Here is a 25,967-nt window from a genome sequence, read left to right on the forward strand (position 1 = left end):
CGTCCTTCCGTGTCACGAGGTCGTGAACATGCGAAGCAATGAAGGGGCTACGAGCAGGGCCATGAAGATGACGCCGAGCAGCGAGCCGGGGATGGTCATCCGCTCGCCGACGGCGTTCGCCTGGGCGATCTCTTCGTTGAGCATCGCCGTGCGCATGGCGGCGGACCGGGCACGCAGGGTGGCGTACACGCTCGCTCCCTCCTCGCCGGAGAGCCGCATGATGTCGGCGAAGTCGTCGAGCTCGGGGAGTCCGAGCTCCTCTGCCAAGGTGTGCAATGCGTCCCAAGGCGGGAGTCCCGACCAGCGCGACCGCGTCAGCTCCTCGGAGAGCCGGGTGAAGACCCAGGAGTCGCCGACTTCAGCCGCTGCTTCCATGGCCTGTCGGACACCGATGCCGTTGTGGCGCTCGAGGGCGACCAGGTCGATATAGGCGCCGAGGGCGCGGGCGAATTCGACGCGTGCTTTCCGCGCCTCGTCGAGCGCGTTGTAGTTCGGGATGAAGAACATGAGGGCTGCGAGGCCGATCGAGGCGAGGGCCGGGATCTGGAGCGGAAGGCCGAGCCCGAGGGAGTTGAAGAGCAGCGTCAGGCCAGGCGGGATGAGGAGGCCGAGGGTGGCGAAGGTGAGCTTCTCGCCGTAGAACTGCGCGCCCGAGATCCGCAGCAGGGCAAGCTCGCGGGTCGGCGTCCGCACCCACACGCCCGGCGGTAGCACGCGCATGCCCCAGAGCCCGAGTCGTTCCTTGCCAGTCCGCACCGTCGTAGCACTCGTGTTCGCGCGATTGCGCGTGGTGGAGACCCTTTCCAGCGCGTCCGCGAGGTCCGGCTCGGCGGGCAGGAGCCGCGCGACGACCAGAGCGAGTCCGAGGCCGATGAGGCCGCCGGACAGGACCGCCATCTGGAGACCCGTGATCATGGCGTCGCCACCGCATCGCGTCGGGTCTCGAGGAAGCGCGGCAGCGGTTTGCCGGTGGCCATGCGCCGCATCCAGATCAGGGTGCCGACGTACGCCGAGAGAAGCACGACGAGGATCACCTGGCCGATGGCGGTCGCGTACGGCTCGACGTACTTGCCGGACAGGGCCAGGACGACCAGGACGCTGGCGCTGATGAGTGTCACCCATCGAGCGGTCGCGCGGGGCTTGGCTCGGTCGGCCTCCACCTGGCGGCGAGCCCGTACGTCGGCCGCGACCGACTCCGCGAGGCCTTCGAGAACGCTCGCGAGCCCGGCGCCGCGGCGCCGCGCTCCGAGGATGAGGTTCGCGGCGATCAGGTCGCCGGTCGCATCGTCAAGCTCGTCCGCGAAGGCCCGGAGTGCGGTCTCGGTGTTCCACCTGGCACGAAGGCGAGCCACGAGCCGGCTGACTTCAGGGCTGATCGGCGCCGGCGTGGAGCGCAGTGTCGCGACCAGCGCCTGCTCGAGGCCGATCCCGACGGTGAGGACGCCGGAGAGGGAGCGCGTCCACTCCTCCATCGCCTCGAGCCGGTTGATCTGGGTGGCGGCGGGCGGAGCGCCCAGCAGAGACGGCAGTCCGATGACGCCGACCGGTGCAATGACCAGAGCGAGTACCCATCCGGTGATGACCCAGCCGAGAATGCCCAGCCCGACACCGATCAGGAGAAGCATCCGGGCGCGTGACGTCAGGGCGACGTGGCGGCCTCGCGCTGTGCGCTTGTCGCGCGGTGGTTCGGCTGTCGGTCGTAGGCCGAGGACCATCCCGAGGACGCCGATGGCGACCAGCCCACCTGCCAAGGCGGGAATCAGGGGGCTCACGGCTGGGCTCCGTACGGCTGGGTCGAGAGGTACGCCGCGAGGTCGAAGCCGTAGTGGGCCAGCGCGCGGTACTCGTCGGGGAGCACGTCCGGTACGCCGATACCTGATGCATCGGCACGGAAGACGTGCGTGGTGGCGTACCCGACCTCCTTCTCGCCGGGCGCGAGGGCGATGATCTCGGCGACCCTTCTCGTCCGCTGCGAGCCACTGGGAACGGCTCTGGTCTCCATGCTCAGCTGGACGATCAGGTCCACCGTGGCCGCGAGCTTGCTTGTCGCGAGTCCCTGGGTGACGTGAGGACCGGCCTCCATCGCGCACGTGACGAGCTTGCGGACGGCTGACACGGCGTCAGCCGCGTGGGTCGTCGAGATGGAGCCGGTGCCGGACTCCATCGCCTTGATCATGGCCCAGATCTCCTTGCCTCGTACCTCGCCGACGATCTGGCGGGAGAGGTTGAACCGGAAGGAGTCGACGAGCGCCTCGTCGAGGGTGAACTCGCCCGCCTGGCGGCCATCAGGCCCGCGCTCACCGGACCCCGGCCGTGCCTCCCACGCGTGGACGACCTTGTGGCGGCCGAGCTCGTGGAGGTGGAGCTCGTACTCCGTCTCGAAGGTGCCGATCGCCTCCATAGCGTCGATCTCGGCACAGAGCGCGCGGACCAGGGTTGTCTTGCCCGCTCCCTGGGCGCCGGCTACCACGATCGAGCGTCGTGCCCGGACCGCGGCGCGCAGGAACGATGCCGCGGTCGGCGTCATCATCTCTCTGGCGACGAGGTCGTCGAGGGTTACCTGCATCAGCCGGTGCCGTCGGATCACGACCGATGGGCGGGGCGTGACCCAGGCCGCGGCGGCCAGGCGGGATCCGCCGTCCAACCGCAGATGCAGCCGTGGTTGGGCCTCGGAGAAGGAGCGAGCGTTGACCTCGCTGCGCGAGGCAAGGAAGACCAGGAAGTCGATGAGCTCCTGGTCTGAGTCAGCGACCGGCGGGCCATCGATCAGGGTGCCGTCGACCAGTTCGAGAAGGACGTTGTCGTGGCCGACGATCACGATGTTCTCGATGTCGTCGTTGTCGACCAGGGGCTGCAGACGGCCCAGGCGGAAGAGCGAGTCGAAAACAGCCTGCGCCGTGCCCTGCTGTCGCGCGGGGCTCCATGCGCCGCGGCCGGCGTCGACATCGTCCGCCATCGCGGACTCGATGAGGTCCAGCACGATCGAACGCCCGAGCTCCTGCTGAGCTGCCTTGTCGAGTCGGCTTCGGTCTGAGGCGACGGCCTGACTCAGCTGCTCGGACGCTCGAGCGCGCAACTCCGCCACGATCGGCCAATCGACATCAGGGCCCGACGGCGGAGGAGCGGTGACCGGAGCGCCCAGCTTGGCGGCTGCTGGCGTCGCCCCGTTGGTCGGCTGGCTGAACAGCGGCAGGCGCGACAGGTCGCCGTACTCGCTCAGGTAGCGGGAAGCCTCAGTCATCGCCGGGCCTCCTCGACGATCGCGAACCGACCACGTGCGACGTGCGCCTGGACCGACTGGGCTGCTGCTTGTAGCCCCCGGACGTAGGCGCCTGTCTCGAAATGGCGGGGCGGGGGCGAGCCACGGTGATAGACGGAGGCCGCCGCCGGATCATCGGGGAGGTCGGCGACCACGGGCAGGCCGAGCACCTTGGAGACCTCTGTGTCGCGGTACGGCTGACCTTCGCCGATGAGGAGCAGGCCCGGGTGTCTCCATCCGGTCCCGGGCTCGCGGACGGTCTCGGCCCATGAGCGTGCCGCAGAGATCGCCGGCAGGTTGGCGCGAGTGACCAGCAGGGTCGCCTCAGCCGAGTCCAGGAGTGGCTGCGGCGACCCCGTCAGCCCGAGCCTGCCCGCATCGACGATGACGTCCTGCCCGCTCGCTTCGAGTTCGCGCAGGGCCGAGCCGAGTGGTTCCCACACGTCGCGTAGTGCTGCCGCCTGAGCGTGTGCCCGCGTTCCCGCGACGAGGGAGACGTTCGGACTCAGTGGCCGGACGACGTCCCGCAGCGCATCCGCCGTGCTCAGCGGCGAGAGCGCCAGTTCGACGAGTCCGGCGTCGTACGGCGTCGTGCCCTTCATGAACCCGGCGAGGATGCCGGAGCCTCCGGTGGGGTCGGCCTCGACGAGAAGCACTGGGCGCGGCCAGCAGAACGCGAGCCCAACGGCCGTCGTGGTGACGCCGGGCGAGCCGGAGGCAGAGGTCAGGCAGATGACGGCCATCATTCGGCTCCGGAGTCCAGCACCAGGGCGACGTTCCCGGTGGCGGCTCGCGCGGCAAGGACGCCTGCATCGGCATGAGGCACCAGGACGTTGACGACCGTGTTGCCTGTCGTCTCGTCCAGGTAGGTGTCGACGACCTCGGCGACCGTGAACTGCGGAGAGTTGGCGGGTGCCTCTCCGTTGTCGCCCGGCGTGACGATGATGCGGACTTTGTCGCCGCCGTACAGAGGCATCCCGGGAACCTGCGCGGGTGTCAGGGAGATCCCGACGATCGACTGGCCCTGAGGCGGTAGCGGCTCGTCGGCCGTCGACTCGCTGGTGAGTAGGCCGCCAGCCGCGATGTCGAGCGCTGCTCGCTGCCCGACGATGTCGTCGAACGCCGAAGCGGGCAGCGGCGACAGCGCCGGGTCGACGCTGATCCGGATCCGCTGGATGTTCTCGGCCTCGATCACCTCGCCGCGGTGGATCGTGTCGCGGGCAGCGAGCACCTCCTGCGTGTTCGTCGTCGCGCTCCAGGCCCACGCGCCGAGCAGGCAGCCGAGCGCGGTCACGATGACCGCGGCCACTACCAGCGCAGGGCGTCTCCGGAGCTTGGGCGGGGGAGTGATGCTGGCGGCGGTCTCCGGCGCGGCGGGGCGCGGGCCGGTCCGCCGGTCCTCTCGGGCAGTTGTGGACACTTTCGTCGTACCTCCCGCGCAGCTCGTCAGTTCACGAGCACCTGCGCCTCGCCGATCCGGATCTGTGTCGAGCGGTTGAGGCCGTCGAGCCGAATCGTCCCCGTCTGGCCGGCGCCCGACCACGTGATGACCCAGCTCGACGTGGCCGTGACGGTGTAGGCGTCATCGGCTTCGTGCGCGCTCGACTTCGTGTAGGTGTGGCCGCAGTCGGGGGAGTCCTTCCTCCCGTACGACGGCTTGTACGGCGTGCCCGCCGTGTCGCAGACGACTTCGGTGCCGTCGCCCATGCCCCAGGTGATGTGGAGGACCTTCGCGGTCGCCGCGACGGTGATGCCCCCGGCGGAGGCGCTCTCGGTGATGGGGCCGACGGTGTGGGCGTTCGGGTCCTTGGCCCACATCCAGACCGGCATCCCGACCAGGCCGACGCTGTCCGGACCCGGCTCGGGTGCGATGCCGATGGTGATGGCCGACAGGCGCATCCGCTCGATGGCGATCTGCGCCACCTCGCGTGGTGTCGGTCCCGTGCCGGAGTTCGGCGGTGGATCCTGCGACCAGATGGTGATGAGCAGCCCCGTCTGTGGCTGGTAGCAGTTGTAGACCGCGCCGTCCCCCGGCTCGTGACCCTGCCAGCTCGGGTCACCCGCCGGCGGCTGCGGCTGCACCGGACTGATGTAGCAGTGGTAGCTGTTCGACCAGTAGCCCGCGGGAGATGAGCAGGGCACTGGCCCGGGCGGAGGCTTGGTAATCCCTTGGCTGGTGCCGTCCCAGTAGCAGGCGGCCCCGCTGCCGGTGTCCTGTGGGCCGTCGTCACCAGGCTCACCGGGTGTACCCGGGGTGCCCGGCACCTCGATCCAGATGAGGCACTCGCCGGTCGCCGGGTCGGTCTGCGAGCACACGGTGTCGGCGTACGACGGGACGTGGGCGAGGACGGAGAGGCTGGCGGCCGTCAGCGCAGTCAGGAGGAGGCGAGTCAGGATGCCGCGCATGGCGTCTGCTTGAGGTCCTGGCCGGTCGCCACGCGCCAGTCGCCGGTCGGGTCGGCGGCGTAGTGGTAGTTCGCGACGGTGTAACGCGTCCACCCGGTGTCCGGGCGGTCGGGGGAGACGATCGACTTGCCGCTCTTGTCGAGCACGTCGACCTTGCTGACGTCCCAGCAGACGTCGATGACGACTGTCGGAGCCTTGCCTGCCTTCGGGTCGGAGTTGTCGAGATTGACCGACTGAACCTTCAGTTCGTTGATGGCTGTCGTGCCGGTCTGCCGCTGGCCCTGGTCGCGCTGTCGGTCGATGAGGGTAGTGACGGCGTTGAGTTGCGCGCTCGTCGCGACTGACTTCAGCTTCTTGAGGTCGGCCGCAGGATTGCTGCGGAGCTGGTCGACCACCGTGAAGTAGCTCCGGACCGCCTCCGTCGCATCGGCGGTCGCCGCGTCGGACGGGGAACTCGGCGAGGAGCTCGTCGTCGGTGAGCTCGGCGACATCGACGAAGGCTCGGCGGTTGCTGGGGGATCGGTGTCGCTGCCGCCACAGGCAGCGACCGCGGCCAACATCACTGTGCCGGTCGCCCAGGAGATCAGCCCGAGTCGAATCTTCATTGGTGTGTCCTATTTCCTCTCGCCTTTCGGCGTGAGGCGCAGACGACCCCGCGTGGCGGTGCGTGCATCGTCTGCGCCTCATCGTAAGCGCCGAATTTGGATTTCGCACCCGGTCGTTTTCGCCTTTCCGGGCCACTGCTCAGGTGCTCTCCGTCGTCCAACAATCCCGATCCAACTCATCCCCTTTTCGCCTTCCCGCTCCTCGTCCTCCTGCCTCCACGCCCTCTACCTCGCCACCTGCTCTTCCTCACCTTCGCCCTGCCCGCCCTGTGTCCTGCACCTCAGCCCTCCTCGGCTTCACACGGATTGCAGATCGAGGGGTCTGTGGATGGAGAAGCGCACCTGAGGGCTGTGGAAGGGAATCGGCCGTGACGGTCTCGCTGCGCAGGATGTCCGCTGGCAGCGGCTACCAGTACCTGCTGCGCAGCGTCGCCGCCGGTGACAGCAGCAGGGCACTGTCTACGCCGCTCACTCGGTACTACTCGGAGGTCGGTACGCCGCCAGGCCGCTGGCTCGGCTCCGGAGTCCGGGCTTTGGGGAGCGGTCAGCTCGAAGCGGGGATGCAGGTGACCGAGGAGCAGCTCGCGCTGCTGATCGGTATGGGGCGGGACCCGATCACGGGGGAGCAGTTGGGCCGGGCCTATCCGACATACAAGCGCCTGACGGACCGTATCGACGAGCGAGTGGCGGCCCTGGATCCGGAGATGACGCAGGAAGACTGCGCGGCTGAGACGAGCAGGATCGAAGCCGAGGAGACGGCTGCCGGCATGCGCCACGCAGTGGCGGGCTTCGACCTCACCTTCAGCGTTCCAAAGTCGGTGTCGATACTGTGGGGAGTTGCCGACGCCGCCACCCAGGAGCGGATCGCAGACGCGCACCACAAAGCCGTCGCCGACATCATCGACTTCTTCGAGCGCGAGGTGGCGGCCACCCGTGCAGGTATCTCAGACAGCGACGGCGCCGTGGCTCAGGTCAGCGTCGCCGGGGTCGCCGCCGTCGCCTACGACCACTTCGACTCGCGGGCCGGAGATCCACAGCTCCACACCCACGTGGTTGTGTCCAACAAGGTTCTGACCGTGATGGACGAGCGGTGGCGCAGCCTCGACGGCCGCCCGGTGTTCTCCTCCATCACGGGCCTGTCAGCGCACTACAACGCACTGCTGGCCGATCGTCTCAGCCGCGACCTCGGGATCGAGTGGGAAATCCGCGAACGGGGCGCCGACCGCAATCCGCAGTGGGAGATCGTCAGCGTCAGCGATGAACTCATCGCCGAGTTCTCGAGCCGCACTCGCGAGATCGAGCTCAAGAAGGAGGAACTCGTCCGGGAGTACGTCGCGAGGCACGGGCGGATGCCGTCGCCCAAGACCATCGTGGAGCTTCGCGCCCAGGCAACGCTAGCAACCCGGCCTCCGAAGGCGACGCGCTCGCTCGCGGACCTCACCGCCGGGTGGCGACACCGGGCATCCGACCAGCTTGGCACCGAGGCGACCGCGTGGGCGGCGGCGCTCCTTGGTGTGGGTAGCGCTCCGCTCACCGTCGACGACGTTCCTCTGGCAGCGATCGGGGCGATCGGCGCTGACGTCGTGGCCGCGGTCGAGGTGAAGAGGGCAGTGTGGAACCACTGGAACCTCATGGCCGAGGCGTCGAAGCAGACGATGGACCTCCGGTTCGCAACCACCTCGGACCGCGAGGCGGTCGTGTCCATGGTGGTCGATGCAGCTCAGTGTCAGTCGGTGTCGCTGACTCCGCCGGAGTTGGCGATCACGCCAGTTCGCTTTCAGCGCGAGGATGGCACAAGCCTCTTTCGACCGCGGCACTCGGCCAAGTACTCCTCGACGGCGATCATCGAGGCAGAAGCACGACTCCTGAACCGGTCGGAAGCCACAACCGCACCGACCGTGCGCCCCAGCGCGCTGGGACGGGTTCTGTCGCACTCGAGGGCTCGACTCAGTTCTCAGCAGCGCGCTGCCCTCGAGAGCATCACCGCGGCAGGTCGTCAGGTGGAGCTGCTCGTCGGTCCCGCGGGTGCTGGCAAGACCACAACGATGCGCGCCCTTCGTTCCGCGTGGATCGTCGAGCACGGGCAGGGCAGCGTCATCGGTCTGGCGCCCTCCGCGACAGCTGCGCAGGCACTGGCCGACGACCTGGGGGTCGCCTGTGACAACACGGCGAAGTGGCTGTATGAGTACAACCACGGACGCACGGATCTCCGCGCCGGGCAACTGGTGATCATCGACGAGGCCACGCTCGCGGGAACGACCACGCTTGACCGGATCAGTGACATCGCAGAGGCGGCCGGAGCCAAGGTCCTGCTCGTCGGTGACCCCTGTCAGCTTCAGTCCGTCGAAGCCGGGGGCGCCTTCGCGCTCCTGGTCGACCGCCGCACCGACGCCCCTGAACTGACCGACATCCATCGCTTCGTCAACGAGTGGGAGAAGCACGCCTCCCTCGCCCTTCGCCGCGGTGAGGTCGAGGTCATCTCGACGTACGGCCGCCAGAAGCGAATCCGCGAAGGACAGACCGACGAGATGCTCGACCGGGCCTACGAGGCGTGGCGCGCGGACTGCAGCGCCGGCAAGGCCAGCATCCTCGTGACCGAGTCATCCCACGCCGTGCGAGCTCTGAACGAGCGGGCCCGCGCCGAGCGTCTCCTGTTCGACGGCGCTGTCGATGGTCGAGAGATCCGGCTGGCAGCCGGCATCAGCGCCTCGGTCGGAGATGTGGTCATCACCCGGCGCAACGAGCGCACCCTCCGGACCTCTTGCGGCGGCTGGGTCAAGAACGGTGACCGCTGGCGCATCGTCGATATCCGGAGGGACGGCTCCGTACTCGTCGACCGGCTCGATCCGCGTCGTCGGGGCAGGACTGTGCTGCCCGCCGAGTACGTCCGGGAGGACGTCGACCTCGGCTACGCCATCACCGCACATCGGGCCCAGGGCATCACTGTTGACACCTCCCACGTCGTCGTCACAGCGTCCACAACCCGGGAGAACCTCTACGTCTCCATGAGCCGTGGTCGCGAGTCGAACATCGCATATGTCGCGCTCGACCAGCCGGATGAAAGTCACTCGATTCCTGGACAGGATGACGTCACCGCGCGCACGGTGCTGTTCGGGGTCCTCCAGCACAGCGGCACGAGCATGTCCGCTCACCAGACGATGGAAGCCGAGTACGCAATCCACGGCGGTATCGACCGCCTCGCGTCCGAACTCGAGACGCTTGCGGCAGACGCCCAACGCGAGCGCTTCGTCGAACTTCTGCGGCGATCCGGCCTTACGGCTGAGCAGCACGAAGCGGTCGTCGAGTCACACGGCTTCGGCCCGCTCACCGCGTCCCTCCGCCGAGCGGAGGCCTACCACCACGATCTCGATCGCCTCCTCCCTCGGATCGTGAAGCAGCACGAGCTCGACGACGCTGAAGATATTGCCGCGGTGCTCCGGTACCGGGTCGAGCAGGCAGCGGCGTCCCAGCCGCACGGCTGCAGGCTCCGCCCGCGTCTGATCGCAGGTCTCATTCCGGAGCCGTTGGGGGAGATGTCCGCCGAGGACCGCCGGTCGATCGATGAGCGAGCCGAGCTCATCGAGACCCGCGCCCTCGCGCTGGCTACCGCAGCCGTCGACGCCGGCGCCCCCTGGACTCGCCGACTGGGGACCGCGCCTACCGAGGCGAAGGCCAACGAACTCTGGCTCCTCGCGGCAGCGACTGTCGCCGCGTACCGCGACCGTTACAAGATCACCTCCGAACTCCCGGTTGGTGGGGGAGCGAAGCATGACGCTCAGCGCGCCGATCGACAGCGTGCTCTCGCCGCCGTTCGCTGCCTCGGGGCAGCGGGCGCGCCCGAGCGTTCCGCGACCTTCCAGCCGATCGCAGCTCGGGCCGTTTCAGCTCCATAGGTAGCCGTAAGGCGTCGTCTTCCACAGGCATGCCCGGCACAACGGGGGCCAGCCTCGAATGGCCTTATGGAGGAGGTCCCCACCCAGGAGGAACGCCATGTTGCTACTGCTCGCACTCCCCGTCATGGCCGCAGTTGCGGCCGCACATCGCTACCTCCAGGTCTATGCGCCCACCAACCTGTTGGTCCGCCGCCTGAGCGCTAAGGAGCCACGATGGCGCACCGCTGCTGTGCTCGTCGTGGTCAGTGCGAGCCTGTTGATGGCAATGCACGCCGCCGCCAGCGCCGTCGCGAACGGCGCCACCGGGTGGCTCAACCTTCTGGTTCTGGTCCTCGCCTGGGACGCGATCAAGCTCGGACTGGCCGCGCTGGAGTTCGTGGTTCGGGGCCTATGGTCCGCTCGGCCGGGTCTGCGATCCACGACCTTGGCCAGTTGACCGTGTCTGCCCACGGACCCCCCGAAGGCTGGCAGTCATGCGCGTCGAACAGAGGCGACGATGCGGGCTACGACATCGTCGGCAGGCTCGTGTTCCCACGCTCGAATGACGGTCCAGCCGGCATCGCGGAGCAATCGCTCCGTCTCGGCGTCGCGCTCTCGGTTACGAGTCACCTTCTGCGCCCAGAAATCGGCATTCGACTTCGCGACGGTGTGGTGGGTGGGACACCCGTGCCAGAAGCACCCGTCCACGAACACAGCGACCTTCGCGCGCGTGAACACCAGGTCAGCCCTGCGATTGAGCTCTGGGATCGGACGGTAATCGACGCGGAAACGCAGTCCGGCTGCATGCGCAGCGCGCCTTACGGCAATCTCGGGCTTCGTGTCTCGTCCGCGGTTCGCCTGCATGCCACGTCGCACCGCCGGAGAGGACGCCCATGACTCGTTCATACTTACAGTGTCGCGGCGTACTCCACCAGTTCGTCCCAGTCGCGCAGCCGCCGCTGCGCGACGAGCCGGTTGAAGGTCTCGAGCGTCGCGCGGCGGCGCGGGTTCCCGACGCACGTCTCCTCGATGGCTTTGGCCAGAGCAGGGAGGTCAAGGTGATAGACGCAGTCGACCTCACCGGAGCCGCCACCGAGGAGATTGAGCATGTACGGGCGCGGTTCCATCGTGACAACGGCGAAGTGGGGCATCCGGCCGCGCCTGAGCGCGGCCATCTTCGCTCCTTGCGACCGGCAGTCCTGTGCCCGGTCGGTGCGGAGCGACCACTTGAGCGAGAGGCCGATCTCCAACGTCGGCGTTTTTGGGCCTGGCCTCTGCTGGGCGGCTGTCACATCGAGTTTCAGGAGGGACTCCTGGCCAACCTCTTCAAGAAGCAGGCGCCGCGTCTCGGTCTCGCTGGTCGTGGCCGCTTCAACTGCCTCGGCCAGATAGTCGAAGCGTGCGATGTCCTTCGGGTTGGTGAGCTTCCCACGTACGAAGCGACTGACGGCGCGCCAAGCCTTCTCATACTCGCGCGACGGCTCGGGCCGCATGTCACGCAGCGCGCCGACGTGTCGAAACTGCTCGAACGCGTTGAGCGCCCGCTCTGGTTCGACAGTCAATTGGCTGTCGCGTGTCTGCAGCTCCGACTTCAGTGCGGCAGCAACTTCCCGCGAGAAGGGATCGCCGGTGGGCTCACCTCCTCGTGCGCCTGGGTCGACGCCAAGGGCTCGAAAGAGCGCCTCACCAAGTTCGACGGAGAAGGCCTCGCTTGCGTCAGACGTGTTCGGCTTACCGTTCGACGAACGGAAGACGCACAGGTCCTTGGCGAATGTGGCAGGCACGGACGGATCCCTTCGTGTCAGTCGGGCATGAACCTACCTCGCGCGGACAGCATGGGCTGTCGGTCAGGTACGCCACACCAGCCACACGGGCAACGCGGCGGCGAGGCTGCGAGAAATGTCGGTGCCGAGACCTACCATCTGATGCCATGACCAAGCCCACCGTGATCGATCTCTTCGCCGGCTGCGGTGGCATGACGGTCGGCTTCGCGAGCGAGGGCTTCGAGCCCGTGCTCGCCGTCGAGTGGGACCGCTTCGCTGCCGCCACCTACGCGGCCAACTGGGGTGAGGACCACGTCATCCCTGGTGACATTGCAGAGGTGAAGGAGAGTCAGATCCCGACCGCGGATCTGATGATCGGCGGCCCTCCGTGTCAAGGATTCTCAAACCTGGGTCTCAAGGCGCTCGACGACCCGAGAAATCAGCTCTGGCGTGAGTACATGCGATTCATCCGAACTGCCCGCCCGCAGGTATTCGTGGTCGAGAATGTCGATCGCTTCGCAAAGTCGCCCGAGTTCCAGATGCTTGTCGGGGAGGTCGAGCACGGCCTACTGAAGGACTACGAGATCTCGTACGGCGTGTTGAATGCGGCCGACTACGGCGTGTCCCAGCGCAGGCGTCGCACGATCGTCATCGGCTCGAGAGTCGGCAAGATCGAGCTGCCGGCACCCACCCACGCTCGAGACGGTGCCAATGGGTTGAAGCCTTGGCAGACGGTGCGGGATGTCATCGAGGGACTTCCGACCCGACCGGACTCAACCGAACTGCCTGACTCGCTCACAGAGTTCTTCGGTGAGGCGATGCCCGGAGTGTTCAAAGGGCTCGACGTCCACTTCCGGCGGAACCCGAATCCGCTGTCGCTTGAGCGATACTCGTACGTTCCGCCGGGCGGCGGCAGGTTCGACGTGCCGACGGAGCTCCTTCCTCGCTGCTGGCGAGAGAAGCCGACCGGCACCACAGACGTCATGGGCCGCATGCGCTGGGACTTCCCGTCGCACACGATCCGTACCGAGTTCTTCAAGCCTGAGAAGGGTGCCTATCTGCACCCGCAGTGGGTGCCGGGCAAACAACGTCGCGGTGACGACTTGAGGTTCATTAAGGGAGACCCGAAGTTGTCGGTCAATCGGGTCGTGACGCACTACGAGGCATCACTGATCCAGGACTTCCCGCGGGACTATCTGTGGGTCGGATCGAAGATCGCCATCGCGAAACAGATCGGCAACGCCGTCCCGTCGGGCCTTGCCCGCGCGATCGCACGTCACGTCAAGCCCTACATCTCCTGAATGACAAGGCGGAACAATCCGCGGTGCCTACCGCTCGATCAGTTGCCTGTCCGCTCCATCATCGCTTTGGCTGCTTCGTAGTCGGCCCCAAGCGTCTCCGGGCGAATCGCAACCCACGCGTCTCCTGACAAGTCGAAGCCGCGGCGCGCAGCGAGTTCGCGCTGAGGTGTCCAGGTCCCCATCAGGACCACGAGCTCGTGGCTGAAGAAGACGTCCGGTTTGGCTTGTCGCGCGCGCCGAAGGGGGTCCTTCGCCATGGCGGCGACGGTCTCGATCGCGAAGCGAGGGATGACCACTTCGGGAAGAAAGCCGAAGAGCGCGGTCACGCGTCGTTTGATGCCGACTCGTGGTTCGAAGACGACGGCGAGTTGTTCCGGCGTCAGATCCTTCAGCGGATTGCGTGGGAGGGGCGTCCAGTCGAGTACGACGGTTGCGAAGGTGTCGCGAGCGTCTGCGCGGATCGTGCGCTTGGCGTCCTGGTTCTTGCCCTCGTTCAGCCACCGCCGGTGGGTGCGCATGAGGAACACCCGGAAGCGGTCGTTCTTGGGGTCGACCTGCGTTAACAGGCAGATCTCGCATTGGCCTTCCCGTGGAATGGCCCAGTTCCCGCCGATTGTGGCTTTCAACTCGACGGGAATGCCGACAATGGTGGTGTCGAGCGGCCGCTCCTTCGGAAGTCCGAAAGCCTCGAGTATCCGGTACTGGAGCTTGACTCCGACCGTGCGTCTTTCGTCGGAATCCACCTCCGGCGAATCAAGGTCGAACCGAAATGTCCTGGCACCGTCCAACACGTACTCGATCGCCTCGACGACTGCACCGGTCATCAACTGGTCGACGGGTGTGCTCTGGAGCCACGCGAGAACCTGCTGGATCTCGACGTCGTCGTCGGGATGGGCGATCTTGTGGGGCTCGCCCGATCGATCAGAGACACACTCGTCCCCTGGCTGGGCGAGTGGTGGCTGCGGAACTCGGGGCACGACCGAAACCTATCGATCGAGACCCTGGGGTGACGGCGAATGCCGGAACGAGCCGTCTGAGGCCTGTCGGGACGTGATCTCCACAGCGGACGCACCAGTGGTTGGCCGTACACGCGCGCGCGGGGACACTTGCTCCATGGAGCGGTCAGAACCCATCGGCACGTTCAGAGCGCGTGTCACCCGTGACGCAGCCGCGCTCGAACGGGACGGTGATCAGTACTTCGCCATGAACCGCCTGGAGGAGCTACACGGCCGTCCCGACGATCGTCCCCTTTACGAGATCCAGTTCGCGGACGGGGTGTGGATGCTTGTGCGGGAGAACGACCTTGTCGCCGGGACTATCGGTTCGGTGAACTGCGAATAGCTGCTGACGTGCCAGCGTCAGCGCTGGTCACAGTAACGGACGAGCGACTGCGCCGGGGCGACAAAGATTCGGACGAAATTAGTGCGCGCCTACAACCGTGACGACAAGTATCGCCTCAACACCGACGCTGGTCGGACATCTCCTGGCTGTGGGGTGGGCTGTCGTCGCCGTCCCCTGCCGAAGACGCTCACGCCGTAGCGGAGACGAGTTCACCCTCCGCGTCAGCGGCCTCGCCATCCGCCGGCTTTGGCTTCGGACGCGGTCGCTTACCCCCGCCGTAGAAGTAGGGCTCCAACACCTGGCTGCGAGAGCGGTGCTTGAGCTTATCGAGGGTCTTGGACTCGATCTGGCGTATGCGCTCCCGCGTGACGCCATAGACCTTGCCGATCTCGTCCAGGGTCATCTGTTCGCCTGTGGTCAGCCCGAAGCGCATCGAGATGACGCCGGCTTCGCGCTCACTGAGCGTGTCGAGGACAGCGCTCAGCTGCTCCTGCAGCAGCAGGTACTCGACCTGGTGTGAGGGGTCGAGCTCCGGGTCGGCCATGTCGAGCACGTCCGCCAGCGTCGCCTCGCCATCGCCGATCTTCATGTCGAGCGACGGCAGATCCGGTGGGCCGAGCCGGAGGCACTCGAGCACCTGCTTCTCGTCGAGTTCGCAGGCTCGCGCCAGCTGGTACAGGGTCGGCGGTTCGCCGCCGACCATCAGGCGCGCCCGAACGCCCCACACCTTATTGAGCTTCTCGACCATATGGACCGGCAGTCGGATCAGCCTCGCCTCGTTGGCGATGCCTCGCGTGATCGACTGCCGGATCCACCACATGGCGTAGGTCGAGAACTTGTTGCCCTGCGCGGGGTCGAACAGCTCGACGGCGCGGATGAGGCCGGTCATGCCGTGCTGGACGAGGTCGTCGTAGCTCATGCCGGTCTGCGGGTACTTCTTCGCCACCGAGTGCACCAGGCGCTGGTTGTGCAGGAACAGGCACTCAGCCGCTTCGCGCGACTCGCCTGTCAGGGAGGCGAACTCACCCTGCTCCAGCGGTCGACCCTCACGGCCCCGGATGAGGATGGCGAGGCCCACCTCCTGCTGGGCCGTCAGCAGGATCGACGCGTGGTTGGCGACATGGCGATCCGCCGTGATGCGGTTCCAGGCAGCCTTCACCGCCAACTGGCGCTCGCTCCAGTCGAGGGGCTCGCTCCGCCCCGCCTCAGGGACGGGAGGACCGTCGACTGAGTCCTCTTCGGGCTCCGCCTGGCGGGGCTGCTCAGGAGCTGGTGGCGCGACCGGGGCCGGCGCCTGGACCTGCTCCTCGTCGATCCGGATCTTCGCCTTGGCAAGCAGGCGCTCCACCTCTGGCCGGATTACGTCGGAGGGTGTCTCTAGGGTTCCGAGCACTCGCTCAAGGCGCGTGCGGCGGATGACTCCGTCGCGCACGAAGGGGCGGAGGCGCATGAGGACACGGGACAGGTACTCGATGTCCATATTGGCCCCACCTCCTTCCGAAACGCCCCAGCAGCGGACTCACACCGGCATTATTGGCGTCACACGAACGTTACGGAGCAGATCATTGCGGATGGTGCCGACAGAACTCGGGACGGAGGAGATCACCACCTCCGAGCGCCGGGTATTTGAGGCCTTGGCGGGCAGCCCGCTCAGTGGTGCTGCATTGCACTCGCTGAACCTGCCGGACCACGAATACAAGCTGACGGCCGAGCTCGACTTCGTGCTGATCCTCGACGACCTGATCCTCGCGGTCGAGGTCAAGGGCGGGCAGGTCTCCTGCCGTGATGGTTTGTGGACGTACAGCGATCGAGCCGGTCACCGGCGGACGTCGCGCGAGGGCCCGTTCAAGCAGGTTCAGACCGCGATGTATGCCCTGCGGGAGCGCCTGAAGGAGCGTCTTGGCGTCGAGATCGACGACGTGGCGTTCGGCTATCTCGTCGTCACGCCCGACGTGGATCTTGCGAGCAGCTTCGAGTGGGACGACGAGACCTACTGCGGCAGAGGTCCGTTCAACCGTGGCATCGGGAAGGCGATCGACCGAGCGCGCAAGTACTGGCTCGGCAAGCAGGCGAACAAGTTCCCGATCGGCAAGGAACTGCACGCTCGGCTCATGCAGGATCTGCGGCCGTCGTTCGACCGCTCACCGCTTCTCGACGCTCGGGCGAACCTGCTCGACGCGGCGATGGTTCGCCTGACCGATGAGCAGTACGCCCGGCTCGACCTGATCAGCGATGAGCCTAGGGTCATCTGCAGCGGCGGTGCCGGTACCGGCAAGACCTTCCTCGCGGCCGAGGTGGCTCGCCGGCAGGCGCTCCTCGGTCAGCGAGTGCTCTTTACCTGCCGCAGCGAGGTGCTGGCGGCCTATGCCACGCGGACGCTTGAGGGCACAGCGGTCGAGGTCAGGGCGGCCTCGCAGTTGGGCAACGTGACGCCGTATGAGGTGCTAGTGGTCGACGAGGCGCAAGACCTCATGACCTTCGACATCTTGGAGGATCTGGAGCAGGCGGTTGTCGGCGGCTGGGCCGACGGCCGCTGGACGATGTTCCTCGATCAGAACAGCCAGGCGCACCTGTACGGCGACTTCGACCCGGACGCGCTGGCCTACGTCCAGTCGTTCGGACCGGTGAAGCCGTCGCTCAAGTTCAACTGCCGGAACACTCGTGAGATTGCCTTCCAGACCCGGGCGTACACCGGCGCCGACACCGGAGTGGCAACCGCTGGCACCGGTCCTGAGGTCGCCTTTGTCGCGGTCGATGACCAGCAAGCCGAGCTGGCGGCCCTTGAGAAGCACCTGCGCTCCCTCGCGGAGCAAGAGGTAGCCCCCGAGCACATCACGATCGTGTCGCTGCGTGGTGAGTGGGGGACCTCGGTCGCCAAGGGTCTGCGCGCTGCTCGGAAGGGACGACTCACACAGATGTCGCCCGCACTCGCGTCGGTGTGGCCAGGGGGCGGCATGACTTGGTCGTCGGCGATGGACATCAAGGGGATGGAGAACCGCTTCGTCTGCGTGATCGACATCGAATCAGTCACCACCGAGACCGAGCTGGACCTGCTCTACGTCGCCCTCAGCCGACCGCGGGCCGGACTCTGGGTGGCGACCTCGCCACACGTAAAGGAACAGCTCGGCGAGCTGTTCAAGCAGCACCTCGATGGTGCGATGGATGCATACAAGAAGGCAGCCGTATGACCGACCTGACTCAGACCAGAGACGACTTCGTGGCCTACGTCAGGCGCCAACTGGTCGGCCCCTTTGATGGCCCGGCGGAGATCATTTTCGATCCCCCGAACCGTCGCTACCTCATGGGCATCCTGTTCCCGCGTCAGGTCGCCTTCGAGGGCTACGTCGAGGCAGAGGGAGAGGAGCGCGACGAGACCTCAGCCACCGACACCGGCGAAGAGAGTCAGTTCAGCGACGACCCGGTCTCGGCGGCAAACGACTTCCTGCCTGCCTCTCAGGGGCTGTCGTTCTTCACGACGGCGCCTGAGCTCAGCGTGCGGGCCCGCGCCGCCGAGTACGAGACGCTCAGTGGCGCCGTCGCCGAGGAAGCGCTCAAGGAGCTGTCGGTTCAGGGTCGGGCGACGGAGGAGCTCGAGGAAGAGGATCCACGCCAGAAGGTCAAGGGCTCCTCGAAGATCTGGCGTCGTCACCAGTTGGATGAGGCCACCGTCAAGGTGAGCGCCACCGACAAGGAGCCCACCAAGGTCTGGGGCGACAAGGCAGAGGTGCACGTCCGCTGGCGCAGCTACCCGCATGGCTCGCTGGTCACGATCACGCTGGTCAACGCGCGCAAGGCGGATGACGAGCGGCCGGAGCGTCACTGGAACGAGATGCTCATGCAGGTCGAGTTCGACGTGACGGTGCCAGCTGGGTTCCAGGTGCTGGAATACCCGAGCGTTGCACTGGCGTCTCATGACCCGGAGGAGGACGAGCTCCGCCTCATCCACCGCGACGCCAAGGTCTACGCGATTGGGCATGGTTGCTCCCCGGAGTGGTCGACCACTGACGGCGTCGTGTCCTCGGTGCGCTCCGAGGTGATGCCGTCGCACGTCGTGCCGCGGGTCAGTGCCGACGGTGACGCCGCGCAGGCGTTAGACGTCGCCTGGCTGGCCGACGAGGCGATCTCGGCGGATGTCTTGCACGCCGAGCTGAATGCGTTCATCGATCCGTACGAAGACTGGATCGGCAAGGTCAAGAAGAAAGCGGCCGGACTCGACGATCGCTACCAGGGAGCCACCGCCCCGATCATCAAGCGCTTGGAGCGTGCGCTGGAGCGCATGCGCGACGGGGCTCGCGTCTTCACGGACCATCCGGATCGGGTCAAGGTTCTGCAGGCCTTCCGGTTGGCCAACCGCGCCATGCTGATCCAGATGCGCCACAGCCAGAAGGACATGGCGGGCTCCCGCCGACCGCTTGGCGCGGCTCCCGACATGCCCACGACCTACGGGCCGGGCGCGAGCTGGCGACCTTTCCAGCTCGGCTTCTTCCTGACGACGCTGCGTGGGCTGGTCGACGACCAACACGACGATCGCGAGGTCGTCGACCTGATCTGGTTCCCGACTGGTGGAGGCAAGACCGAGGCGTATCTGCTCGTCGCGGCGTTCGAGATCTTCCGCCGCCGCTTGGTGCTCGGTGACACGGGCGGTGGCACTGCTGTCGTCAGTCGGTACACGCTGTCGCTGTTGACCGCCGACCAGTTCAAGCGCACCGCTTCCACCACGGCTGCGTGCGAGTACCTGCGCCGCCAGCGCTCCGATCTGGGCGACGAGCCGATCTCGGTCGGACTCTGGGTCGGCGAAGCGACATCGCCCAACCGGTACGCCAAGGCACGTGAGCGCTTCGAGGAATTACGGGATGCCGGCGAGACGGACGAGCGGTTCCTGCTCGACCGCTGTCCCTGGTGCGGCACTGAGATCATCCCGCGCGAGCACCATGAGAACGACGCCCTCTACGGAGTCACGTCGACCGACCGCTCGTTCGCGTTCAACTGCCCGTCGACCAAGTGCGAGTTCCACGAGCAGATCCCAGTGCAGGTCATCGACGACGGGCTCTACGACGCGCCCCCGACGTTCCTGCTGGGGACGGTCGACAAGTTCGCGCAGCTCGCGTGGGTGCCCGAGTCCGGGGTGCTGTTCGGTCGCAGCGCAGGCAACCGCCCACCGACCCTGATCATCCAGGACGAGTTGCACCTGTTGACCGGACCGCTCGGCACCACCGTCGGTCTGTACGAGGCGGCGATCAATCTGCTGTGCGAGGTCGATGACCGTCCGCCGAAGGTCATCTCCAGTACGGCGACGATCCGCCGCGCCTCCGCGCAGATCTTGGGCCTCTTCGGGCGGCGGGTCGACCTGTTCCCGCCGTCGGGCATCGACGCCGACGACTCCTACTTCGCCCGTGCCGACGAGAAGACACCGGGGCGGCTCTACGTCGGCATGATGGCGCAGGGTCACACATCTGACACTGCCGTCGTGCACACCGGCACGGCGCTGCTGCAGGCGCCGGTGGATCTCGGTCTGACAGGGGACGCCCAAGACGCCTACTGGACGGTGGTGGCCTACCACAGCTCGCTCCGCGAGCTCGGCCGTACCGTCACCATCGCGCGCGACGACATCAATGCCCGGCTGGGCAGCCTGGTCGTCGGCCGGCCCCGCCGCGAGTACGACGTCGAAGAGTTGTCGTCGTCTGTACCGCGTGCCTTGCAGCCCCGCCTGTTGGAGCGCCTCAATCTGCCGGTTTCGAGCGGCTCGGTGATCGACTTCCTTGCCAGCACCAACATGTTGTCGGTCGGTGTCGACGTGCCGCGTCTCGGTCTGATGCTCGTGAACGGGCAACCCAAGGCGACAGCCGAGTACATCCAGGCCACCAGCCGAGTCGGTCGCTCGACGGCCCCGGGTCTGGTCTTCGGGCTGTTCCGCTCAACCAAGCCGCGCGATCGCTCGCACTACGAGAACTTCCGTGCCTTCCACTCGGCGCTGTATCGCCACGTGGAGCCCACGAGCGTGACGCCGTACTCGCCGCCGTCGCGTGACCGCGCTCTCCACGCCGCACTGGTCATCCTGGTCCGCCATCGCCTGGGCATGCAGTCGGACGGGAGCGCGGGCAAGATCCTGGACCGACGGCCCGAGGTCGAGGACATGGCCGCCAAGCTGGTCGACGTCGTCGAACGCGTCGAGCCGCGTGAGAAGCAGGGCGCCAAGCAGTACCTCGACCACTTCATCGAGGACTGGGTCGAGCGCGCTGAACGGGCTGACGAGGAGAGCAAGCTCCTGTACTACAAGCCCAACGGCAAGGGTCAGATCAACCTGATCCGTCAGTTCAACACCAAGGCGGTCGGCTGGCAGACGCTCGGATCGATGCGCAACGTGGACATGGAGTCGCTCATCGAGGTCGCGCGCAGCGGCGGCGGCGCGGCCGCCAAGGGGGCTTGATGCAACGCAAGATTCGGCAGTCGCAGACCATCGTCCCGTTCGGTGTCGGCGCCATCTTCGATCTCCAGGGTGAGTCGCTCGTCGCGTGTGACACCTTCCGCTGGGGTCCGCGCGGTGAACGGATTCAGAGTGATCGGCTGGCCGCTGTCCTCGGTGTCTCGGAGTTCCGCGCTGCCCCGGCCGTCGCTAGTAATGCCTGGGCTGCTCCATCCGCAGGTGTGCCTTACGCCCGCTTCCCAGCGTGGCTGTTCTGCCAGAAGTGCCGACGCATGACTCGCTGGACGCGGGCGCTCGAGCAATCGGACAAGGCGCCGACTTGCGGAAGCTGTCCCGGCAAGAAGCAGCTGGTGCCCATGCGCTGGATCCAGATCTGTCCGAACGGGCACATGGACGATCTGGACTGGAAGCGATGGGCTCACTCACGCAACACCAACCCCGAAGCGCGGCAGTGTCAGAAGGACAACCTCTTCTTCGAGTCCGTCTCGGGCAAGGGAGCCGGTGGTCTCGACACGCTCCAGGTCCACTGCCACAGCTGCCACAGCCGACGGAACCTGATGGGCATCACGAGCAAGGGATCGCTCAAGTCGATCGGCGTGACCTGTATTGGCCGGCAGCCCTGGCAGCGCTGGGACGAGCGCGCGGACTGCGACGAGGTGCCGCTGGCAGTTCAGCGAGGCGCCTCCAACGTCTACTTCCCACTGGTGCACTCGTCGATCGAGATCCCCAACGCCTCACGGGCAGACTCCCAGAGCGAGAAGGCCCTCGCGATCAAGGCGGACGACTTCTTCCGGCCGCTGCTGGGCGTCAACGAGGACGCCCCGATGTTCGACATGATGGTCGAGACCCTGGTCAAGGCGCACGACGTCACGCCTGAGTACGTCAAGGGCCTGGTCCGTGACGAGAAACAGCGTGAGGCCGGCAAGGCCACCACGGTCGAGGCGACGCCGGGTGATCTCCTGGGAGAGGAATGGGCGGCCTTCCTGACGGAGCTCGACAACTCCGACGACCCGAACTTCCGTACCCGGCACGTCGACCTGGTGCAGACGACCAAGACCAAGGTCACCTCGCTCCTGGCTGACCGAGTCGACAAGGTGGTGCTGGCCGACCGCCTCCGCGAAGTGCGAGCCCTCGAAGGGTTCCACCGGGTCACCCCGGCGGGTAGCGACAAGCTGGTGCCCGTAGCGCTCAACCACAAGGCCACGGTCGACTGGCTGCCCGCCATCGACGTGCGCGGCGAGGGCATCTTCCTCTCGCTGGACGAGGGGCGCCTGGCTGTCTGGGAGGAGCAGGGCGCGGTTCGTGATCGCGTCCTGGAGCTGGAGAAGCGGCTGAACGCGTCGTTCATGGAGCCGCGACTGCGTGAGCGCACCGGTCCGGTCCTGGCGCCTCGGTACGTCCTCCTCCACACGTTCGCGCACCTTCTGATTCGTCGGCTCGCATTCGAGTCCGGCTATGCCGCCACGAGCCTCCGTGAGCGTGTCTACGCCCGAAGTGCATCGGATCCCGGCGGCGCCTCCAAGCAGGCGGGCATCTTGATCTACACCGCCGCGGGAGACTCGGAAGGAACGCTGGGCGGTTTGGTGCGCCAAGGCGAGCCGCCGCAGTTGCAGGGCACTGTGCTGGAGGCCCTCCAGGACGCCATGTGGTGTTCGTCCGATCCTCTCTGCAGCGAGAACCTTGCCTCGACCTTCGCCAGCCTCAACTTCGCGGCGTGTCACGCCTGCACCCTGGTCGCAGAGACGAGTTGCGAAAGCGGCAACTACCTACTCGACCGGGTCCTCGTCGTCGGGAGTGACAAGGTGCCCGGCTTCTTCCAGGACGTGCTCGACGCAGCTGTCGAAGCAGCCGGCGAAGGGATCCGAGGAATCTCGTGAGACTGCCGGCCTTCGAGGATCTCTCCAAAGAGCAAGACCTCATCTACAACCTCGACCTGGATGGCAACTATCTCGTCTCCGGTCCGCCTGGCACGGGCAAGTCGGTCATGGCGCTCTACCGAGCGCAGGTGTTGACGTTCGACGACCGTGAGCCGGCCCTGCTCATGTACAACAACGTCCTGCAGCAGTACACCGCGCAGGCAGCCGACACGCTCGAAGTCGCTGGCTTCGTCCGGACCTTCCACAGCTGGATCTGGAGGTTTTGGCGCGAGCACTTCAAGCAGCAGCCACCGACGTTGGAGGGCAACTCCTACGCCCTCGACTGGGCGGAGGTGACCAGCCAGTTCTTCGCGGCGCCACCAGACCCCGGCGCTCTTGCCGACCTACTGGTCGACGAGGGACAGGATCTGTCGCTCGGGTTCTTCAGGCTGACGCGATTCTTCACCAAGAACATCACCGTCTTCGCCGACGAGAACCAGCAGTTGTCCGACCAGAACACGACTCTCGACGAGATCGCGAAGGCCATCAGTGCGGACGAGCAGCTCGAGTTGAAGCGGAACTACCGCAACACTGCTGAGATTGCCGCCGTGGCGGCCAAGTTCTACTCGGGCACACCCACGGGCATCCCGGAGATGCCGACCCGGCACGGCGAGAAGCCGACCCTGCGTCGCTACGAGTCGGATGCCGACCTGGCCGACTTCGTCGCCCGCTACGCCAAGGCGCGCAGCAACCTGACCATCGGCATCGCCTGCGAGAACAAGCGGATGCAGTACCGACTCCTGCGCCTCCTCGAGGAGCGCAAGCTTCCGGTGCCGGTGCAGATGTACGCCTCGGGCAACAAGCAGCACAAGACGCTCGATTTCGATGTCCCCGCCGTCACCATCGTGAACTTCCGTTCGCTCAAGGGTCTGGAGTTCGACACGCTCTTCGTGCCGGAGCTGCAGCAGCACTCCGCTGATCCGACGTCGGCGGCAACGAGGATGATGTTCTACGTGGTGATGTCCCGCGCCCGGGACGAACTGCATCTCTCTTACAGCGGGAGTGGGGGACTCCCGCCGATCCTGAGCGACGTGAAAGGCCTGGTGCGCGAACTGTGACCGAGGACGATCAGCTTCCATTCGACGGTCCGAGCGACGACCAGCAGAGCCAGGCCACGCTCGACGCCGCGAAGACGCCCGACGCCGCGGAGGCTACGTCGAGCGCCAGCGATGGTGACGACTCCGTCGATGACTCGTCGGACCCAACGGCCCGGGTGCTCGCAGAGCCGGTCGCTGAGCAACGCGATGAACCGCTCACGGTCGAGGAGCGCGAAGTCGCAGCGGAGCCATCAGCGCTCGCGGCTGGCCTGGTTGAAACGAGCGAGTCATCGCCTGCTGGGGCCGCCCCCGCAAGCGAACCTGTCGCCCCTGCTCCGACGCTGTACTTCCTGACCAACCGCATGAACCTCAACGGCATCTTGAGTTCTCGGCTCGTCGCGCCCCGTGAGTCGTTCCAGAAGTACTACACCGACCTGCTGCAGCAGACCCCCGGCTGGGTTCCGCTACTTCGTGAGGCGCCGACCTCCGCGCAGATTGAAGTGGTAACCACCGAACGCGGCGCGGGAGCCCCGGTCATAGTCGAGTTCCCGCTCGACGTGGCCGGAAAGTTGAAGCCGGACGCCCCGGTCGTCTTCGTGCCCGCGGTCGCCCTCTCAATGGCTGTTGCGATTCACCTCCCGTCCGAGCGCGACCTACGCGAACACCGAGCCCGGGGCTATAGCAACGTTCACGCGCACGACGAGCTGCTGCGGGTGACTCCTGAGCTGTTTGACTCGGAGGCAGCAGACCCGCACGCTTTGATTCCGCCCGGGGCTGCTCCCGACGTGGATTGGCGCCGCATTGATCGAATCCGTGGAGCCGTTAGCGCTGCGGTTAGGTCAGCCAGTTCCGGCGAGCAGTTGGCCCTGGTGGCGGCGCTGGTCGGCGCCCCCAAGTTGCCGGCCGCAATGACTGTGCCGCCGTGGCTCGCGTGGTCCGATGTCGATGATCACGCCGCTCGTGATACTCGCCCCCAGCCCGACAGCGCGGTGCCGGACCATGTTGTTTTCCGAGCTGCCTATGAGGTACTGGGCGAACGAGACGTAACCGAGGCATGGAGCCCCAATGCGGTGCTCGACGCATTAGAGGCGCGAGTCCGCAAGGCTGGCTTGACCGACGACGCAGCCGACGCAATGATCCGGAATCTCGGCCGAGTCCGTTCGATCGTCAATGTCGAGGTCGACTTCGAGCCGTTCCGCCCATCGGCTCGTGCGCTTGTCAGTGCCAAGGCGCTACTCCTCGTACTGCTCCGTCAGGAACTCGATCAACTGCTCGCGTGGTCGGACGAGGAGACCGGCGCCGACGATGCCACCCAAGTCGTGGCAGCTGTGCTGGCTGGCCGGCTTCGCGGTCTGGCGCGAGAGTCGACCGAGCTCCGCTCGCTGGAGCTGGACGACCTGACCGCAGCCTGGGCCGTACGCGTCGCTCGCGGAGGATCCGCGTTACTCGGAAAGGCCCAGTTCGTCGCCAACAGCCGCGGGACGTGGTTGAAGATCGATGGCGTCGAGGTGGCCACGCAGAGCGCCCTGCTGCCGGACCTGCTGTCCAAGTATCAGAAGACCGCCGATGCAAAGAAGGAAGCAACCCGCATCAAGGTCTCGCGGGCGATGGGTTGGCCTGTCGAGCACCGCGTTCAGATGCCCCCAGGCGCGTCGATTGAGACGGGCGACGAGTTCATCACCATCTCTTCTTCCGAAGAGATTGAAATGGAGGTTGCCGTGGACGAGCACGGTTTCGTTCGCCGCCTGGAGTCGCTGACAGGTGGGGAGCGTCGGCGCGCCACCGAGGCATTCGCAGCTCGACGGTGAGTCACTGGACCGGCGATCTCTGCAACGTCTCGGCCTTGTCGCGGGGCTGCTCACCGACCCGACGCAGGGCGCCAGACCTGGTGGCTGGGTCCCGCCGCGATCGATCGCCATCCGGGAGCCGAATCTCATCCTTCCGTGGACTGAGAGCCTCAATCAGGCCCGGCATGCGATAGACGAACGCGTGCGGGACGCCGGTTGGGTAGTCCTTCGTTTTCCGGAGCATCAGGATGCGCTC

General features: G+C 66.6%; 20 protein-coding genes. 9 read left to right on the forward strand and 11 right to left on the reverse strand.

The genetic code is table 11. The features are described from left to right. Positions 1-12: 12 nt before the first annotated feature. The 7 genes from AC57BS_RS17225 to AC57BS_RS17255 form a co-directional block, all read right to left on the reverse strand. Entirely contained in the window at positions 13-915 is a 903-nt protein-coding gene (locus AC57BS_RS17225; protein WP_496412663.1) for a type II secretion system F family protein, read from the reverse strand. Further along, complete coding sequence (locus tag AC57BS_RS17230) at positions 912-1,772, reverse strand: type II secretion system F family protein (RefSeq protein WP_496412664.1); 861 nt, start codon at positions 1,770-1,772, stop codon at positions 912-914. The genes AC57BS_RS17225 and AC57BS_RS17230 overlap by 4 nt, the downstream gene beginning before the upstream one ends. Continuing rightward, positions 1,769-3,241 carry a TadA family conjugal transfer-associated ATPase gene (locus tag AC57BS_RS17235; protein ID WP_496412665.1) on the reverse strand — a complete coding sequence of 491 codons (1,473 nt, stop codon included), beginning with the start codon at positions 3,239-3,241 and terminating at the stop codon, positions 1,769-1,771. Before AC57BS_RS17235 ends, AC57BS_RS17230 begins: the two co-directional genes overlap by 4 nt. Continuing rightward, positions 3,238-3,861 (reverse strand): MinD/ParA family ATP-binding protein, encoded by a 624-nt coding sequence (locus AC57BS_RS17240; protein ID WP_496412666.1) that lies wholly within the window; start codon positions 3,859-3,861, stop codon positions 3,238-3,240. Before AC57BS_RS17240 ends, AC57BS_RS17235 begins: the two co-directional genes overlap by 4 nt. 140 nt (positions 3,862-4,001) lie before the next feature. Further along, the gene (locus AC57BS_RS17245; protein ID WP_496412667.1) at positions 4,002-4,679 is read right to left on the reverse strand and encodes an SAF domain-containing protein; all 678 of its coding nucleotides are present in this window, start codon (positions 4,677-4,679) and stop codon (positions 4,002-4,004) included. Between the two features lie 26 nt (positions 4,680-4,705). Next, a complete protein-coding gene (locus AC57BS_RS17250) occupies positions 4,706-5,665 on the reverse strand; it encodes a hypothetical protein (protein WP_496412668.1) in 960 nt (319 codons plus the stop codon). After that, complete coding sequence (locus AC57BS_RS17255; RefSeq protein WP_496412669.1) at positions 5,650-6,060, reverse strand: hypothetical protein; 411 nt, start codon at positions 6,058-6,060, stop codon at positions 5,650-5,652. The genes AC57BS_RS17250 and AC57BS_RS17255 overlap by 16 nt, the downstream gene beginning before the upstream one ends. 578 nt (positions 6,061-6,638) lie before the next feature. On the opposite strand from AC57BS_RS17255, the gene mobF reads away from it, so the two are divergent. Together mobF and AC57BS_RS17265 are read left to right on the forward strand one after the other, a co-directional pair. Further along, the gene (gene mobF, locus AC57BS_RS17260; protein ID WP_496412670.1) at positions 6,639-10,163 is read left to right on the forward strand and encodes a MobF family relaxase; all 3,525 of its coding nucleotides are present in this window, start codon (positions 6,639-6,641) and stop codon (positions 10,161-10,163) included. Between the two features lie 97 nt (positions 10,164-10,260). Next, positions 10,261-10,599, forward strand: coding sequence for a hypothetical protein (locus AC57BS_RS17265; protein ID WP_496412671.1), 339 nt, complete (start codon positions 10,261-10,263; stop codon positions 10,597-10,599). A 35-nt stretch (positions 10,600-10,634) separates the two neighbouring features. Here the strand turns inward: AC57BS_RS17265 and AC57BS_RS17270 are convergent, their stop codons facing one another. Next, positions 10,635-11,048 (reverse strand): very short patch repair endonuclease, encoded by a 414-nt coding sequence (locus tag AC57BS_RS17270; protein WP_496412672.1) that lies wholly within the window; start codon positions 11,046-11,048, stop codon positions 10,635-10,637. 2 nt (positions 11,049-11,050) lie between these two features. Then, entirely contained in the window at positions 11,051-11,926 is an 876-nt protein-coding gene (locus AC57BS_RS17275) for an NgoMIV family type II restriction endonuclease (RefSeq protein ID WP_496412673.1), read from the reverse strand. Positions 11,927-12,072: 146 nt separating this feature from the next. On the opposite strand from AC57BS_RS17275, the gene AC57BS_RS17280 reads away from it, so the two are divergent. After that, the gene (locus AC57BS_RS17280) at positions 12,073-13,206 is read left to right on the forward strand and encodes a DNA cytosine methyltransferase (protein ID WP_496412674.1); all 1,134 of its coding nucleotides are present in this window, start codon (positions 12,073-12,075) and stop codon (positions 13,204-13,206) included. Between the two features lie 38 nt (positions 13,207-13,244). On the opposite strand, the gene AC57BS_RS17285 is transcribed toward AC57BS_RS17280, so the two are convergent. Next, the gene (locus tag AC57BS_RS17285; RefSeq protein WP_496412675.1) at positions 13,245-14,183 is read right to left on the reverse strand and encodes a NaeI family type II restriction endonuclease; all 939 of its coding nucleotides are present in this window, start codon (positions 14,181-14,183) and stop codon (positions 13,245-13,247) included. 136 nt (positions 14,184-14,319) lie between these two features. Between AC57BS_RS17285 and AC57BS_RS17290 the strand changes: the two genes are divergently transcribed. Continuing rightward, positions 14,320-14,547, forward strand: a complete 228-nt coding sequence (locus AC57BS_RS17290; RefSeq protein WP_496412676.1) for a hypothetical protein — start codon at positions 14,320-14,322, stop codon at positions 14,545-14,547. 187 nt (positions 14,548-14,734) lie between these two features. Here the strand turns inward: AC57BS_RS17290 and AC57BS_RS17295 are convergent, their stop codons facing one another. Continuing rightward, positions 14,735-16,027 (reverse strand): sigma-70 family RNA polymerase sigma factor, encoded by a 1,293-nt coding sequence (locus AC57BS_RS17295; protein WP_496412677.1) that lies wholly within the window; start codon positions 16,025-16,027, stop codon positions 14,735-14,737. 91 nt (positions 16,028-16,118) lie between these two features. On the opposite strand from AC57BS_RS17295, the gene AC57BS_RS17300 reads away from it, so the two are divergent. The 5 genes from AC57BS_RS17300 to AC57BS_RS17320 are packed head-to-tail and all read left to right on the forward strand — an operon-like array spanning position 16,119 to position 25,732. After that, positions 16,119-17,735: a nuclease-related domain-containing DEAD/DEAH box helicase gene (locus tag AC57BS_RS17300; protein WP_496412678.1), complete on the forward strand. Its 1,617-nt coding sequence runs from the start codon at positions 16,119-16,121 to the stop codon at positions 17,733-17,735. After that, the gene (locus tag AC57BS_RS17305) at positions 17,732-20,974 is read left to right on the forward strand and encodes a helicase-related protein (RefSeq protein ID WP_496412679.1); all 3,243 of its coding nucleotides are present in this window, start codon (positions 17,732-17,734) and stop codon (positions 20,972-20,974) included. Before AC57BS_RS17300 ends, AC57BS_RS17305 begins: the two co-directional genes overlap by 4 nt. Continuing rightward, positions 20,974-22,848, forward strand: coding sequence for a DrmB family protein (drmB, locus tag AC57BS_RS17310; protein ID WP_496412680.1), 1,875 nt, complete (start codon positions 20,974-20,976; stop codon positions 22,846-22,848). Before AC57BS_RS17305 ends, drmB begins: the two co-directional genes overlap by 1 nt. After that, on the forward strand, positions 22,845-23,945 hold the full coding sequence (locus AC57BS_RS17315) for a DEAD/DEAH box helicase (RefSeq protein ID WP_496412681.1): 1,101 nt from the start codon (positions 22,845-22,847) through the stop codon (positions 23,943-23,945). Before drmB ends, AC57BS_RS17315 begins: the two co-directional genes overlap by 4 nt. Further along, positions 23,942-25,732, forward strand: coding sequence for a hypothetical protein (locus tag AC57BS_RS17320; RefSeq protein ID WP_496412682.1), 1,791 nt, complete (start codon positions 23,942-23,944; stop codon positions 25,730-25,732). Before AC57BS_RS17315 ends, AC57BS_RS17320 begins: the two co-directional genes overlap by 4 nt. Positions 25,733-25,967 lie beyond the last annotated feature (235 nt).

The organism is Nocardioides sp. BGA-UO-ETr-FS32 (genome assembly GCF_059567905.1).

Bases quoted from the DNA above. Each gene is read 5' to 3' on its own strand.
- AC57BS_RS17225 (WP_496412663.1), bottom strand. From the start codon at position 915: ATGATCACGGGTCTCCAGATGGCGGTCCTGTCCGGCGGCCTCATCGGC.
- AC57BS_RS17235 (WP_496412665.1), bottom strand. From the start codon at position 3,241: ATGACTGAGGCTTCCCGCTACCTGAGCGAGTACGGCGACCTGTCGCGC.
- AC57BS_RS17240 (WP_496412666.1), bottom strand. From the start codon at position 3,861: ATGAAGGGCACGACGCCGTACGACGCCGGACTCGTCGAACTGGCGCTC.
- AC57BS_RS17250 (WP_496412668.1), bottom strand. From the start codon at position 5,665: ATGCGCGGCATCCTGACTCGCCTCCTCCTGACTGCGCTGACGGCCGCC.
- AC57BS_RS17265 (WP_496412671.1), top strand. From the start codon at position 10,261: ATGTTGCTACTGCTCGCACTCCCCGTCATGGCCGCAGTTGCGGCCGCA.
- AC57BS_RS17270 (WP_496412672.1), bottom strand. From the start codon at position 11,048: ATGAACGAGTCATGGGCGTCCTCTCCGGCGGTGCGACGTGGCATGCAG.
- AC57BS_RS17280 (WP_496412674.1), top strand. From the start codon at position 12,073: ATGACCAAGCCCACCGTGATCGATCTCTTCGCCGGCTGCGGTGGCATG.
- AC57BS_RS17290 (WP_496412676.1), top strand. From the start codon at position 14,320: ATGGAGCGGTCAGAACCCATCGGCACGTTCAGAGCGCGTGTCACCCGT.
- AC57BS_RS17295 (WP_496412677.1), bottom strand. From the start codon at position 16,027: ATGGACATCGAGTACCTGTCCCGTGTCCTCATGCGCCTCCGCCCCTTC.
- AC57BS_RS17300 (WP_496412678.1), top strand. From the start codon at position 16,119: ATGGTGCCGACAGAACTCGGGACGGAGGAGATCACCACCTCCGAGCGC.
- AC57BS_RS17305 (WP_496412679.1), top strand. From the start codon at position 17,732: ATGACCGACCTGACTCAGACCAGAGACGACTTCGTGGCCTACGTCAGG.
- drmB (WP_496412680.1), top strand. From the start codon at position 20,974: ATGCAACGCAAGATTCGGCAGTCGCAGACCATCGTCCCGTTCGGTGTC.